Origin of the sequence: Arthrobacter sp. StoSoilB22 (assembly GCF_019977315.1) — a bacterium.
In the GTDB taxonomy this organism is placed as follows: domain Bacteria; phylum Actinomycetota; class Actinomycetes; order Actinomycetales; family Micrococcaceae; genus Arthrobacter.
Window position 1 is genome coordinate 2,653,246 of the sequence record NZ_AP024652.1, and the last position, 13,948, is coordinate 2,667,193.

Here is a 13,948-nt window from a genome sequence, read left to right on the forward strand (position 1 = left end):
TCCTTCTGGTGTTGCGCCGGTTCAGTTGCTGTTCGACGTCGCGGCTGGTGAAAGGCTGAGGTTTGCGATGGCCTGACGGACAACGGCGAGGTCTTGATCACCGAGTCCTTGGCGTTTGAGTTCGGCGTAAAGGTCGATTGCTGCCGATGCCATGGGGACCGCGGAACCAACGGCTTGTGCGCTGGTGAGCACGAAGCCGAGGTCCTTGTGCATGAACTTTGCCGGCCCGGTGGGCGCATAGTCCTTGGCGGCCAGGCGTGGGCCAACGTTCTCCAGCACCCGGCTTCCGGCCAGCCCTCCGGAAAGGACCTCAAAGAGTGCCCGCACGTCCATACCGGAGCGTTCCGCGAGTTCAGCCGCTTCGGCGAGGGCCGCCGTCGTTGTCCCTACGATGAGTTGGTTGCAGGCTTTGGCGAGCGACCCCGAACCCAGCGGCCCCATGCGCCGGACCGTGGTCCCCATGGTTTCCAGAAGCGGCTTGAGCGCTTCGAACTGGCTTTGGGTGCCGCCCACCATGATGGCAAGGCTTCCGCTGTGCGCCCCGGCGGTACCGCCGCTGACCGGCGCGTCCACCACCGCGGCGTTACCGCCGGATGCCTCGTGAACGGTGTCGCCAAACAGTTGGACCGCGGTGGGGGAAACGCTGCTCATGACGACGACGGCGGTACCCGGCCGGGGTGCCTTGTTCCGCCATGATTCGAGAAGGTCCGCGGCGGCTTCCTCGATGAAGGGCAGATCGGGGAGCATAAAGATGATGGTGTCTTCGTCCCGCAGCTCCGCCACGGCTGCTGCGCGCCGCACGCCGGAGAGGCCTTCAAAGGCGGCCCCGGAGCGATTCCAGGCAGTGACGTCCCAACCGGCAATGGCGATGTTTGATGCCATGGGGGCTCCCATGAGACCTAAGCCTACGAAGCCTACGCGTTTGCTTGTCATGGTGGGTAACCTCACTTCTTTTTGGTCATCTATAGAAATTCTGTTCAATATCCTAGCCGTCATTCAGTATGATGAACACTATGACGACTGATGAACTTACCATCGCCATCGCTGTACCCCTCGAAGCCGAGCATGTAGAGCTGATCCGCGCCGTAGATCCTTCCATAACAGTTCTCTACGAACCCGAGCTCCTGCCGCCGGAACGCTTCCCGGCCGATCACGCCGGCGATCCGGAATTCACGCGCACACCCGAGCAGGAGGAACGTTACTGGGACATGCTCAACCGGGCACAGGTCCTGTACGGCTTCCCCAATGAAAGTCCAGCCGGATTAGCGCGCATCGCTGCGAGCAACCCGCACTTGCAGTGGATTCACGCCATGGCGGCAGGAGCCGGTGGCGCGGTCAAGGCTTCAGGGCTCGACACCGAAACCCTGCAGAAGTTCCGCGTGACCACGTCCGCAGGTGTCCACGCGCTGCCGCTGGCAGAGTTTTCAGCCTTCGGCATCCTCAACGGCTTCAAGCGCAGCGCCGAAATGGCGCAGGATCAAGCCGCCAAGGTTTGGCCAGAGCTGAGAACACCCACCAAACTGGCCAACGGCTCGAAAGTGGTTATCGCCGGCCTCGGTGAAATTGGCATGGAAACTGCCCGAATCGTGCGGGCGCTGGGCATGAAAGTCAGCGGAACCAAGCGCACTGTGGAATCCATCGAGGGAATCGAGGAGGTCACCAACAATGATGGTCTTCCCCGCCTGGTGGCTGATGCCGATGCCGTGATCAATACACTTCCCGGCACGCCGTACACGGAGAATCTTTTCAACAGTGACATTTTCTCCGCCATGAAACCGGGCACCGTGTTTGTGAACGTGGGCCGCGGAACCGTGGTGGATGAAGACGCCTTGCTGGAGGCGCTGAACAACGGCCAGCTTTCATACGCCTGCCTGGACGTTTTCGCGGTGGAACCGCTCCCCCAGGACAGCCCCTTATGGAACCACCCCAAGGTCCTGGTGTCCCCGCACACTTCTGCATTGAGTGCTGCCGAAAACCGGCTCATCGCGGAACGCTTCTGCAGCAACCTGCGTTCATTCCTGGACGGTGGAGAACTCCCGCACGTGGTGGATCCGGTTCACTTCTACTAGGCCTGCTACCAGCCCGTGGCGTCAAGCCACCTCTCGGACAACGTGTCGGTCATGGTCCTGACATAAGTGCTCGAGAGGTGGTTGTCGTCGAGGTAAACATAAACGTTGCCCACAATGCCTGGACAGGCCGTGCCGTCACAGATCAGGTCCGTCATGTCCAGGATGGACAATCCCGTGAAAGTCCCTTCCAACTGATCCAAAGGATTGGTCTCGGCGAGCACCGAAGACAGGGCAGGGCGGCACCGCGGATCATCCACTCCGGAGGCCATGGCACATTCGCTGGGGCTAAAGGAGAAACGCGGGTTGTCCCGCATGGCGATGACTTCCACGCCCTGATCAGTAATTTCACCCACCAACTCGTCGAGCCCCCACGTGAGGTCCTCGTCAGGTGAGTCGGGAACTGCCGCTGTTCCTACCAGGAAGACAGCATCGGGCCGATGGATACGGATGTGTTCCCTGACGTTCCTGTTGAACGCATTGCATTCGTCCCCTACCTCATCGGATTCAGTCATGAAAGGGCAGGCACCGAAGGTGACTGCCTGGACACGCCAGCGGTTCTCCTTGGCCAGCGGACCGATCGCTCCGAGCCATTGCAGCGAATGGGACTGACCCACCACAAAGACGGTCTTCTCTGCGTCAGCGCCGACGTCGTTCTGCTGGCACTCTGCAAAAAGCACCGGATCCGTGGGGCGGAGCTCACCGGTACACGGGCCATCGAGCTTTCCCCAATCTTCCGGAAGCTGCTCAGGGGTGGGCAGTGTCCGTGCGCCGTCGCCAACCCGGTCAACGTAGCCAGGTAGCAAGGCCCGCGCTCCGGGGTTGTCATCATCACTTTGCTTGGCAATAAGGTTCTTCTCCGCCTGTTGCTGGAATCCAAACTGCGCCATCGGGGCTGCAGCCACTGCCAGGCAAACCAGCACAGCCACAGCCAGACGACGTTTCCTTGCTTCCGGCCACCTCCATGCACGCAGGGGCTGCTCTACAAACCTGGTGGTGAGAAACGCCAACACCAAGGACGCACCCACAATCAAGGTGCCGGTGATCGCATCTGCGTGGTCTTGGCCGATCCACACCAAGGTGATCACCAACAGCGGCCAATGCCACAGGTAAAGGGCATATGAGGTGGAGCCCAGCCCCACCAGCAGCTTGGACGACAGGATCCTGTCAACTCCGAAGCGGCTTCCAGATTGCCCCGCGACGATGACAGCCACGGCCGCGAGGGTCGGCCACAGCGCCACGAAACCCGGAAACGCGGTCTGTACCTGCAGGACAGCACCACAGCTCAGCATGGCGGCTATGCCCACCCACCCCAGCACGCCCCTCAGCCCGCGGCCGGGCCGAAGATAGGGAAGCAACAGCGCCACCAGGGTTCCCAACGCAAACTCCCACAGCCGGGCAAACGTATCGAAATATGCAAGTTCCTGATGGGCGGCCGTGAAATAGACCGAATAGGCCAGCGAAACTACAAAAATCAGTCCGAACACTCCTAGCAGCACGGCCCGATACCGCAAGCTGAACCGGCGGCACGCCCAAGCCGTAGCAACAAAAATGGCAGGCCACAGGATGAACACTTGCCCCTGAATGGACAGGGACCAGAAGTGCTGAAAAGGGCTTGCCACGCTGTGGTCTGCTGCGTAGTAGTTGACCACCTGGCGCTGAAGCAGCCAATTTTGAACGTAGAAGAGGGACGCCCAGCCTTGGTTGACTATCTCAATCCATCGCGTGCGGGGAATGACCACATACGTGGCCGCCAACGTGCCAAGCAGCACCACCACGACGGCGGGCAGCAGTCGCCAGAACAGGTGCAACCAGTGCCGCACCAGTGATACCGGCCGGGCATCCTCGAAACGGCTCACGAATTGCAGGGTCATGAGGAACGCCGAAATCAGCAGGAAGACATCCACCCCACCGGAAACCCGGCCAAACCAGATGTGGTAGGTGACGACCATGAGCACGGCCAAAGATCGAAGGCCCTGAATCTCAGGCCTAAACTTTGTACCCCGTCCGCCCGCCCGGACCTGACCAGGACTTTCCGGTGATGTGAGGCCCTTGGTAGCCGTCATGGACACGCTCCTCATTCGCTGCACCAATTCTGCACTGCCACCGGGGTTTTGCCATCACACTCCTCGGACGCGTTTTTGTGTCCAAGACAAAGCAGCGCGGCACCCTCCACAAGGAAGGTGCCGCGCTGTTTCTGTTGGTTTTCAGGTATTCCTGCGCCCGGTTGTTCGTTGGGGAACTACTTAGCGTCTTCCGTGCTGACGAGGTCCCTGCCTGCAGTTTCAGGCGTGAAGAACGTGGTCACGAAGGAGATAAGAGCCAGGACCAGCGAGTAGATGGCCAGGACCAGCCATGAGTGGTTTGTAGCAGCCAACATGAGCGCGCCAAGCAGCGGCGCCAAGCCACCAGCCAGAACCGCTGAAATTTCGCGGCTCATGGCCACGCCGGTGAAACGGTATTGCGATCCGAAGAGTTCGGGGAGCAGAGGGCACTGTGGGCCGAGCATCGACTGGACACCGATTGCAATGCCCACCGCCATGACTACCCAGACCAGAGTGACGTTTCCGAGAGTGACCAGATAGAAGGCGGGAACCGCGATGATCGCCTGGAAGAGAGCTCCATAGCGGTAGACAGGCACTCGACCAAACCTATCGGATAGCGCGCCGAACGTGACCACCAGAACGGCGGCGAACCCGGCCGCAATCAACAACCCAATAGGACCAATCGAGTTGTTGCCTGCAAAAACACCTGCCGGCATGCTCATGAATGACACCAGCAGTGCGGAGTAGATCGATGAGTTGCCGTTCTCTCCCATGCGAAGACCAATGCCCAGCAGGACATTCTTCTTTGAGTGCTTCCAGAGCGCGCCAATCGGATTCTTGACCACGTTCTTGTGCTTCTCCAGCTCCTGGAAGGCCGGGGTTTCCTTGAGCTTGAGGCGGATGAAGATGGCTACTGCGATCAGGATGAAGCTGGCAAGGAAGGGCACTCGCCACAACCAGCCCTGCAGGACGGACTTATCCGCCATCGCAATAAGAGCAAAAGTTCCGGCACCGAGGAGCGTGCCTAACTGGATGCCGACGAACGGCAGCGAAGCGAAGAACCCACGACGGCGACGCGGAGCCACTTCCGAGATCAAAGTTGTTGCGCCGGCCTGCTCCGCCCCGGCTCCCAGTCCCTGAACGATTCGCAGCGTCACCAGCAGAACAGCGCCGAGCATTCCGGCCTGCTCGAACGTAGGGAGCAGGCCGATGGCAAAGCTCGCCGTCCCCATCAACGCGATGGTCAGGATCAGCACCATTTTCCTGCCAAACCTGTCCCCGATGTAGCCGAAGATCAAACCACCAAACGGCCGTGCGGCGAAGCCAACGCCGTAGGTTGCGAAGGAAGCAATCAGTGCGCCATCGGGGCCCAGCGGCGAAAAGAACAGTGGACCAAAGATCAGCGCCGACGCCAAGCCGTAAATGTAGAAGTCGTAGTACTCCAGCGCCGATCCCACAGAGCTGGCCAGTGTAGCCCTGCGGAGCTGTTCCGGCTCAACTACGGCGTCGTCAGCCTCGGCTGCGAGCTTTTCATTTGCACGAGTTATCACAAGCACTCCCTCAAAATCACCCCGGGCCCCCGTTGGCCCAGTGAGATAGTGATGGCATCACCGCCAAGATCACTATGATGAACAGCGTACAGCTTGTTGAACGCGCTGCCAAGGTTGTAATCAGATTTATTAATTCGGCCGGTCAGACTAGCCCATGGGGTTGCCCAATGACCGTGCCAACTCCTTGAGTTCCTTGACCATGAGCGCGCCTTGCTCGTCCGAATACGTAGCCTTCAGTGCTGTCACGGACAGACCGAGGCTGGGACCATGGGCTCCATGAGTGGGGACAGGAACGGCCAGGCACACCACCCCCACGGTGGACTCTTCGTCTTCGAACGCGTACCCCTGCTTACGGATAGCGGAAATCTGCGCCTTGAGCTCCTCAGCAGTCTTGAGGGAGTTGGCAGTCATGGTGGGGAGCGCCATGCCATCAGGGAACATGGAGTCGATATCGTGATCGTGCAGCTGCGCAATGAGCGCCTTACCTACGCTGCAGAGCGATACAGGCATCTTGTCGCCGATATTGGACGTTAACCTAACGGCCGGGTGACCCTCGTACCGGGCCAGGTAGATGACGTGATCACCGTCGAGCATCGCAATCCTCACGGTCTCCCCGGAGAGCGTAGGGGCCTGCTCACAGTATTTATAGAACTCCTGGACCTCGTCGAGTCGACTGAGATAAGCAGCACCGAGTTCAACGAGCTTTCTACCCAAGGCAAAATCCGCGCCCTGCCTGGTGATGAGGCGGGCCTCTTCGAGCGCCAACAGCAAATTGGAGGTAGAAGACTTGGGGATGCCGAGTTCACGCGAGAGGTCGCTGAGCGTCAAGCGGCCTGCAGGCGACTCCGCAAGCGCCTCCAGCACCGCAGCGGCACGAGTGACGGCGGGCGCCGGCGATGAGGCGCCCAGCCCTTCGGAACGGGAGGAGCGGGAATCGGCCATGATTCTCCTTCAACATCGCAATTCGGTGTCCATTCTGCTGAACAGTACTCATCATAGTGGAATGAGGACCGCGAGAAGGGCTGCAACCCGACCGCCCTAACCCCTGGTCATGGGCCATACTTTTCAAACCCAAAAGTTCTCTGTATATTCATCTTCGAGCTCTCCACCGCGGCATCCCCCAATAGTCGTGGTGGAGAGCTCATCCATTTCCCCGACCAGTTCTACGCAGCAGCGAGTTCCTCACCCCGTACGGACCAGCTGCCACCGGAACCGTCCCGCACCAATTCCCAGGTGACGATGCCAGACTCCGGGTTGTCTCCCAAGCGAATCTGAACCTGCCAGACTTCAACATCTACCCGCCCCTGCCCCCGCGGCATCCGCCGGGCATCCTCCCACCAGGCAACCCGCTCAAACCAGCGGACAGGTTCCACAACCATGGGCCACTCCCTACCTCCCCGCACTATTACTGCCGGGGCACCTTGCTCAACTGTGGGGATGTATACCTGCTCCATGCAAAGAACCGTAGGGGGTGGCTCTGACATTTAAGGTTTGCGGAAGCTATCGATCCGAGCCGGGATTCGGAGGCACAAAAAACCCCGCCGCCCAAGCCTTATGACTCGAACAGCGGGGTTTTCCTTGGTGGGTCCTACCGGGATCGAACCGATGACATCCACGGTGTAAACGTGGCGCTCTACCAGCTGAGCTAAAGACCCAATGTGCTGTTTCCGCGCTTCGCAACTTCCTCCGCGCTTCGACCAACGAACAATGACTCTACATGATCAACCGCCGGAAACACCAATCGGCTCATGAGCCCGGGGAAGATCCGGCAAAGTGCGTGCCAGGTAGTCCAAAGCGCCGCTCACACCCAGCTCCAGTTTCAGCTGTGCAAAGTCATCCCCACGGGTAGTTCCGCGGTTGATGATAACCACTGGCTTTTTCGCTTTAGCAGCGTGCCGCACGAACCGCAGTCCACTCTGAACCGTCAGTGACGACCCCGCCACGAGGAGTGCCTCCGCATCATCCACCATCCCGTAAGCGCGGGCCACACGGTCCTTGGGGACGTTCTCTCCGAAGTACACAAAGTCCGGCTTCAACGTCCCGCCGCAGATGGGGCACACAGCCATAACGAACGAGGTGATGAGCTCAGAATCCTCCACCGTGGCATCGGCATCCGGAGCCATTTCCACCACTCCGGATTCCAACGCGGCTTCCAGGAAACCGGGATTGATTTCTTCAAGGATTGCTGCGATCAAGCGCCTGCTGAAGGTGTGCCCGTTATCCAGGCAAATGACCTGGTCAAAGCGCCCATGCAGGTCCACCACGTTGAGGCTTCCGGCGTCCTCGTGCAACCTGTCAACGTTTTGGGTGATAAGACCTGTCAGCAAACCTCGCCGCTCCAGAAGGGCGACGGCCACATGCCCGGCATTAGGATCGGCGTGCCTGAGATGGGACCACCCAAGGTGGTTCCGCGCCCAATAACGGCGACGATTCGGCTCACTTCCTATGAACTCCTGGTAGGTCATGGGGTTCCGAGGCGCAGAACCCGGTCCTCGGTAATCAGGAATTCCGGAATCGGTACTCAACCCGGCCCCCGTGAGAACAGCCAAGCGCTTCCCCCCAAGGAGATCCAAGGCAGCCCTCAGTTCTTCCAGTTCCTTGGGGCTCAGTTGCGCGGCCGGCGCAGGGGCCATGCTGGCAAATCCAGTCATACCCACCCCGGGGCTGTGACGGCTCACGACTACTGCCCTGCCAACGCCGACAACGCCCGACGGTACTCGGCAAAGTCCCTTGCCTGGCCGCGAGGGTTGATAACCACATATTGGACGAGTCCCGAAGCGTCGATGATGAACGTCCCCCTCAACGCCATGCCACTCGCTTCGTCGAAGACACCGTAGTTTCTTGCTACCGCCCCGTGTGGCCAAAAGTCTGCCAAGAGATCAAAGCCGAACTGCTCGTGCTCAGCGTAGGCCCGCTGGGCGAACTTACTGTCAACGGAAATGGCCAATACCGTGGCGTTCGAATCCTTGAAGGCAGCGATGTTGTCGCGAATCTCACAAAGTTCCCCCGTGCAAATCCCGGAGAAGGCAAAAGGAAAGAACACGACAACAACGTTGCGGCCTTGAAAGTCGGTCAAGCGCACAGGCTCACCGTACTGGTTCAGCAGTTCAAAATCCGGTGCGAGCTGCCCTACTTGGGGAGCGAGCATGGAGGCAGCTACCTGTTGGACTTCGGTCACTTGTTCTTCTTGGGCACCAAACGCGTGGCGCTCCAGTCCTTTGAAACCCCTGCCGATGTAGTCAGGTGCAACCCGGAGGTGGGTGCGGCATCCTGGATGTCTGCCGGAGATACGTAGTTGTCACGGCCTGACTTTGGCGTCAGCACCCAAACAACTCCGCCTTCCTTCAGGTTGGTGAGAGAGTCCATGAGGGCATCAACAAGGTCACCGTCGCCGTCACGCCACCAGAAAACAACAGCATCCACGACATCATGATCATCTTCATCCAACAACTCGGAGCCAGTGACATCTTCGATGTCCTCACGCAAGTCGAAATCGACGTCGTCGTCGTAGCCGCGTTCCTGAATCAGATCCCCATCTTTGAAACCCATTCTTTCCGCCACATTTACCGATGTGGCGGCGTCGGCCTCGCTCACGTTTCCTCCTTTTGCAGTGACTTCCATTACTAACAGCCAACACCCTTTGGGCGTGTGCTTCAAGCCATTGTCCCAGCCAGCGGCCATATTCCGCATTCCACACGGTGTTTTGGGTCCTCGAAGATCGCGTGCTTTGCGTCACGGAGGGGCCCGGACTGTGACATACAACGCTCCTCAGGTCCCGCGGCTACGCATCGCGACGCCGCGAAAGCTAGAGTGGCCATGAGTGCTACGGCTGCAGGGCGACCGCCCCGGGAAGTTCCCAAAGGCAGCCACGCGCTCACAAGACCTGCCCGGCGCATCCGACCGGGCTGTTGAAACAGAGATGTCGCACACGACGCGTTCACGACGGGCAGATACCCTGCCGGACTTGAGGCGCCGATGCATGCGCCTAAAGGAAGGTTGGACGTGGCTGCAGGAGAAGAGACCTCACACATCCTCAGCGGGTTGACTGCCCAGCTGCCTGATCGTGATCCGGAAGAGACCGCGGAGTGGATTGAGTCCCTTGATGCGTTGATCGCGGAGCAGGGTACCGAGCGTGCCCAGTACATTATGCGTTCGTTGTTGCAGCGTGCTGGTGCGAGGTCGGTGGGTGTGCCGATGGTGACGACCACTGATTATGTGAACACGATCCCGGTGGACCAGGAAGCACAGTTCCCGGGGAACGAGGAGTTCGAGCGCCGGTACCGGGCTTATATGCGCTGGAACGCTGCGGTGATGGTCCATCGTGCGCAGCGTTCCGATATTGGTGTGGGCGGGCACATTTCCACTTATGCCGGTGCTGCGACCCTGTATGAGGTGGGGTTCAACCACTTCTTCCGCGGCAAGGACCACCCCTCGGGCGGGGATCAGGTGTTTTTCCAGGGTCACGCCTCGCCGGGCATGTACGCCCGGGCGTTCATGGAAGGCCGCCTCACGGAAGAGGACTTGGACGGGTTCCGTCAGGAAAAGTCCAAAGAAGGCCACGCCCTGTCCTCGTACCCGCACCCGCGCCTGATGCCGGATTTCTGGGAATTCCCGACCGTGTCCATGGGTATCGGCCCGATGAACGCGATCTACCAGGCCCAGTCCAACCGGTATTTGCAGAACCGTGGCATTAAAGACACCTCGGATCAGCAGGTCTGGGCGTTCCTGGGGGACGGGGAAATGGACGAGCCCGAGTCCCGTGGCCTGCTCCAGCTCGCCGCGAACGAGAACCTGGACAACCTGAACTTCGTGATCAACTGCAACCTCCAGCGCCTGGACGGACCGGTCCGCGGTAACGGCAAGATCATGCAGGAACTCGAAGCGTTCTTCCGCGGTGCGGGCTGGAACGTGATCAAGGTCGTCTGGGGCCGTGAGTGGGATTCCCTCCTGGAAGCGGACAAGGACGGGGCGTTGGTGAAAATCATGAACGAAACCCCCGATGGTGACTACCAAACCTACAAGGCCGAGTCCGGCGGTTTCGTCCGGGAACACTTCTTCGGCAAATCCCCGCAGACCAAAGACATGGTCGCGGACCTGGACGACGAGCAGATCTGGGGCCTCAAACGCGGCGGTCACGACTACCGCAAGGTCTACGCCGCGTACAAGGCAGCCACCGAGTTCAAGGGCAAACCCACCGTGATCCTGGCCAAAACGGTCAAGGGCTACGGCCTGGGCCCGCACTTCGAGGGCCGCAACGCGACCCACCAGATGAAGAAACTGACCATGGAAGACCTCAAAGCCTTCCGTGACCACCTCCGCATCCCCATCAGCGATGACCAACTCGACGCTGACCTCTACCGTCCCCCGTACTACCACCCCGGCATGGACGCCCCCGAAATCAAATACCTGATGGACCGCCGGGCAGAGCTCGGCGGGTTCGTCCCCGAACGCCGCCGCCAACACACCCCCGTGACCCTGCCCGAGGCCAAGTCCTACGAAGTGGCCAAACGCGGATCCGGGAAACAACAAGCCGCCACCACCATGGCCTTCGTCCGGTTGTTGAAGGACCTCATGCGGGATAAGAACTTCGGTGCCCGGTTCGTGCCCGTGGTCCCGGACGAATCCCGGACCTTCGGGATGGACGCGTTCTTCCCGACCGCGAAAATCTACAACCCCAAAGGCCAGAACTACCTCTCCGTGGACCGCGACCTCGTCCTGGCCTACAAAGAATCACCCGCCGGACAACTGATCCACCCCGGCATCAACGAAGCCGGCGCCGTGGCAGCGTTCACCGCCGCCGGGACCTCCTACGCCACCCACGGCGAACCCCTGGTCCCGATCTACGTGTTCTACTCCATGTTCGGCTTCCAACGCACCGGAGATTCCTTCTGGGCCGCAGCAGACCAAATGACCCGCGGCTTCATCATCGGCGCCACCGCAGGACGAACCACCCTCACCGGCGAAGGACTCCAACACGCCGACGGACACTCCCCCGTCCTGGCCTCCACCAACCCCGCCGTGAAAACCTACGACCCCGCCTACGGCTACGAAATCGGCCACATCATCCGCCACGGCCTCGAAGAAATGTACGGACCCGACAGTACTGACGGAACCGGTGAAGACCGCAACGTGATGTACTACCTCACCGTCTACAACGAACCCATCACCCAACCCGCGGAACCCGAAAACCTCGACATCAACGGACTCCTCAAAGGCATCTACCGCCTCGCAGAAGCCCCGCAAGGCGACTCAAACCGGCCCACCGCGAACATCCTCGCCTCCGGCGTGTCCGTGCCCTGGGCCATCGAAGCAGCCCGGATCCTGAACGAAGACTGGGGAGTCGCCGCCGAAGTCTGGTCCGTGACCTCCTGGAACGAACTCCGCCGCGACGGACTCGCCGCCGAAGAACACGCCTTCCTCAACCCCGGCCAACCCGCCCGCACCCCGTTCATCACCGAACAACTCAAAGACACCACCGGACCCGTCATCGCCGTGTCCGACTACATGAAAGCCGTCCCCGACCAAATCCGCCAATTCATCCCCAACGACTTCGCCTCCCTCGGAGCAGACGGCTTCGGCTTCTCCGACACCCGCCAAGCCGCACGCCGCTACTTCAAAAACGACACCCACTCCATCGTCGCCAAAACCCTCCAGCTCCTCGCCGCCAAGGGAGAAGTTGAAGCAGGTGCGCTGGAAAAGGCGATCGAGAAGTACCGGCTCCTGGACGTGAACGCCGGCACCACCGGCGGAGCAGGCGGCGACGCTTAACTGATAGCGGGTAACTCCTGCAGTCACCAGCTACGCCAGCACTAACCGCGACGGCGGCCTTCACCGAAAGGTGAGGGCCGCCGTCGGGTTTTAACCGGGCTGGGCGTGCCGGCAACGACGTGACCAGCAACAACAAGAGTTGTAGCCTTCGCACAAATGGAGCTTGTCCGGGATGGGCCGTATGCTCGTTCCATGGCAGAGCCGAGCAAAACCACTACCAAGCGCAAGGCAGCGCCCCAGGCATTGTCACCCGAAAAGGCCGAAACCCTGCGGCAACTCCGCGCCAATGTGGGCCAATTGTCCACCAGCACCATGCGCCAACTGGAGAAATCATTGCCATGGTACGGCCGTCTGAGCTCCGACGAACGCTCGGCCTTGGGACTGGTGGCCCAGAACGGCATTGCCGCCTTTGTGACGTGGTACGAGAGGCCCAGTTCACCGTCGTGGATTCTCACCGACGTCTTTGGCAACGCCCCTACTGAGCTGACCCGCTCCATCAGCCTGCAAAAGGCCCTGCAACTGATCCGCATCGTTGTGGAAGTCGTGGAGGACCAGGTACCTGTCATTGCGCCGGAATCGGACCAGCCCTCACTCCGCGAAGCCGTCCTGCGCTATTCACGGGAGGTGGCCTTCGCGGCCGCCGATGTGTATGCACGGGCTGCCGAATCCCGAGGTTCATGGGATACACGCCTTGAGGCGCTGATCGTTGACGCTATTCTGCGGGGCGAAAACACTGATGCCCTGAGGTCCCGAATCGCCGCCCTTGGCTGGAAAGCTCAGGAGCGATTCACCGTAATGGTGGGAAATTCGCCCTCGGAACCAAGCGCAAGTTACGTTAGCGAACTCCGCCGCACTGCCGGCCGCTTCGCCGAGGACGCACTCGTAGGAATCCAGGGTGATCGGCTCATTCTCATCCTTGGCGGCCTGCAGGACCGCGACACCGCCTACGTCAAGCTCAGTGAGCTTTTTGCCCCCGGCGCCGTGGTCTACGGACCGGAAGCAGGTTCCTTGCTGGAGGCGAGCGGTTCAGCCCAGGCGGCGTTCGCAGGGCTCACTGCGGCCCGTGCGTGGCCTTCCGCACCACGGCCCGTAGCTGCCGACGATCTCCTTCCGGAGCGCGTTGTATCCGGTGACGACGCCGCCCGCAGATCACTGATCAAAAACATTTACAGGCCTCTGCTGGCCGCCTCCAATGGCCTCGTTGAGACCTTGGGAACGTACTTGGAATTGGGGCACTCACTGGAAGCCACTGCGCGTGAACTGTTCGTCCATGCCAACACTGTGCGCTACCGTTTGAAGCGCGTCTGCGACGTAACAGGGTGGGATCCTCTCCTCCCGCGGGAGGCGTTTGTGCTGCAAACGGCGCTGGTGGTTGGCCGTCTTTCAGCCCAACCAAAAGCTGCTCCCGAACGTCACGCGTCACGTTCACAGAACTGAACCGTTGTAGACTTCCTACAAACTGACCCAGTGAGCTTGGTGTACCAAAACACCAGTGGATCACGCGCCAATTTGGAAAGCT

The 13,948-nt window shown here is 60.4% G+C and carries 11 protein-coding genes and 1 tRNA gene; 3 read left to right on the plus strand and 9 right to left on the minus strand.

Going from position 1 to position 13,948, the window contains the following annotated elements:
• Nucleotides 1–21: 21 nt before the first annotated feature.
• On the minus strand, nt 22–933 hold the full coding sequence (locus tag LDN70_RS12365; RefSeq protein WP_223940445.1) for an NAD(P)-dependent oxidoreductase: 912 nt from the start codon (nt 931–933) through the stop codon (nt 22–24).
• Between the two features lie 68 nt (nt 934–1,001).
• Between LDN70_RS12365 and LDN70_RS12370 the strand changes: the two genes are divergently transcribed.
• Entirely contained in the window at nt 1,002–2,069 is a 1,068-nt protein-coding gene (locus LDN70_RS12370) for a D-2-hydroxyacid dehydrogenase (protein ID WP_223940446.1), read from the plus strand.
• Between the two features lie 5 nt (nt 2,070–2,074).
• Here LDN70_RS12370 and LDN70_RS12375 read toward each other — a convergent pair whose 3' ends face one another.
• The 8 genes from LDN70_RS12375 to LDN70_RS12410 all read right to left on the minus strand — a co-directional run bounded on the left by LDN70_RS12375 (nt 2,075) and on the right by LDN70_RS12410 (nt 9,255).
• A complete protein-coding gene (locus tag LDN70_RS12375; RefSeq protein ID WP_223940447.1) occupies nt 2,075–4,132 on the minus strand; it encodes an acyltransferase family protein in 2,058 nt (685 codons plus the stop codon).
• Between the two features lie 176 nt (nt 4,133–4,308).
• On the minus strand, nt 4,309–5,667 hold the full coding sequence (locus LDN70_RS12380) for an MFS transporter (protein ID WP_142938962.1): 1,359 nt from the start codon (nt 5,665–5,667) through the stop codon (nt 4,309–4,311).
• A 141-nt stretch (nt 5,668–5,808) separates the two neighbouring features.
• Nucleotides 5,809–6,603, minus strand: a complete 795-nt coding sequence (locus tag LDN70_RS12385; RefSeq protein WP_142938961.1) for an IclR family transcriptional regulator — start codon at nt 6,601–6,603, stop codon at nt 5,809–5,811.
• 221 nt (nt 6,604–6,824) lie between these two features.
• Nucleotides 6,825–7,115, minus strand: coding sequence for a hypothetical protein (locus LDN70_RS12390; RefSeq protein WP_223940448.1), 291 nt, complete (start codon nt 7,113–7,115; stop codon nt 6,825–6,827).
• A 125-nt stretch (nt 7,116–7,240) separates the two neighbouring features.
• A tRNA-Val gene (locus LDN70_RS12395) sits at nt 7,241–7,316 on the minus strand.
• Nucleotides 7,317–7,382: 66 nt separating this feature from the next.
• Nucleotides 7,383–8,312 (minus strand): NAD-dependent protein deacetylase, encoded by a 930-nt coding sequence (locus tag LDN70_RS12400; protein WP_502773818.1) that lies wholly within the window; start codon nt 8,310–8,312, stop codon nt 7,383–7,385.
• 29 nt (nt 8,313–8,341) lie between these two features.
• Nucleotides 8,342–8,839, minus strand: coding sequence for a peroxiredoxin (locus LDN70_RS12405; RefSeq protein WP_166840463.1), 498 nt, complete (start codon nt 8,837–8,839; stop codon nt 8,342–8,344).
• Nucleotides 8,836–9,255, minus strand: coding sequence for a DUF3052 domain-containing protein (locus tag LDN70_RS12410; RefSeq protein WP_024817136.1), 420 nt, complete (start codon nt 9,253–9,255; stop codon nt 8,836–8,838). Before LDN70_RS12410 ends, LDN70_RS12405 begins: the two co-directional genes overlap by 4 nt.
• Before the next feature lie 381 nt (nt 9,256–9,636).
• Here LDN70_RS12410 and aceE point away from each other — a divergent pair, with 381 nt between their 5' ends.
• Both aceE and LDN70_RS12420 read left to right on the plus strand, forming a co-directional pair.
• Entirely contained in the window at nt 9,637–12,429 is a 2,793-nt protein-coding gene (aceE, locus tag LDN70_RS12415) for a pyruvate dehydrogenase (acetyl-transferring), homodimeric type (RefSeq protein ID WP_223940450.1), read from the plus strand.
• A 192-nt stretch (nt 12,430–12,621) separates the two neighbouring features.
• Nucleotides 12,622–13,866 carry a PucR family transcriptional regulator gene (locus LDN70_RS12420; protein ID WP_142938956.1) on the plus strand — a complete coding sequence of 415 codons (1,245 nt, stop codon included), beginning with the start codon at nt 12,622–12,624 and terminating at the stop codon, nt 13,864–13,866.
• Nucleotides 13,867–13,948: the final 82 nt, after the last annotated feature.

What these genes read in the sequence shown, in the direction of transcription:
- LDN70_RS12365 (WP_223940445.1), bottom strand. Translation starts at nt 933, where the DNA reads ATGACAAGCAAACGCGTAGGCTTCGTAGGCTTAGGTCTCATGGGAGCC.
- LDN70_RS12370 (WP_223940446.1), top strand. Translation starts at nt 1,002, where the DNA reads ATGATGAACACTATGACGACTGATGAACTTACCATCGCCATCGCTGTA.
- LDN70_RS12375 (WP_223940447.1), bottom strand. Translation starts at nt 4,132, where the DNA reads ATGACGGCTACCAAGGGCCTCACATCACCGGAAAGTCCTGGTCAGGTC.
- LDN70_RS12385 (WP_142938961.1), bottom strand. Translation starts at nt 6,603, where the DNA reads ATGGCCGATTCCCGCTCCTCCCGTTCCGAAGGGCTGGGCGCCTCATCG.
- LDN70_RS12390 (WP_223940448.1), bottom strand. Translation starts at nt 7,115, where the DNA reads ATGGAGCAGGTATACATCCCCACAGTTGAGCAAGGTGCCCCGGCAGTA.
- LDN70_RS12400 (WP_502773818.1), bottom strand. Translation starts at nt 8,312, where the DNA reads ATGACTGGATTTGCCAGCATGGCCCCTGCGCCGGCCGCGCAACTGAGC.
- aceE (WP_223940450.1), top strand. Translation starts at nt 9,637, where the DNA reads ATGCATGCGCCTAAAGGAAGGTTGGACGTGGCTGCAGGAGAAGAGACC.
- LDN70_RS12420 (WP_142938956.1), top strand. Translation starts at nt 12,622, where the DNA reads ATGGCAGAGCCGAGCAAAACCACTACCAAGCGCAAGGCAGCGCCCCAG.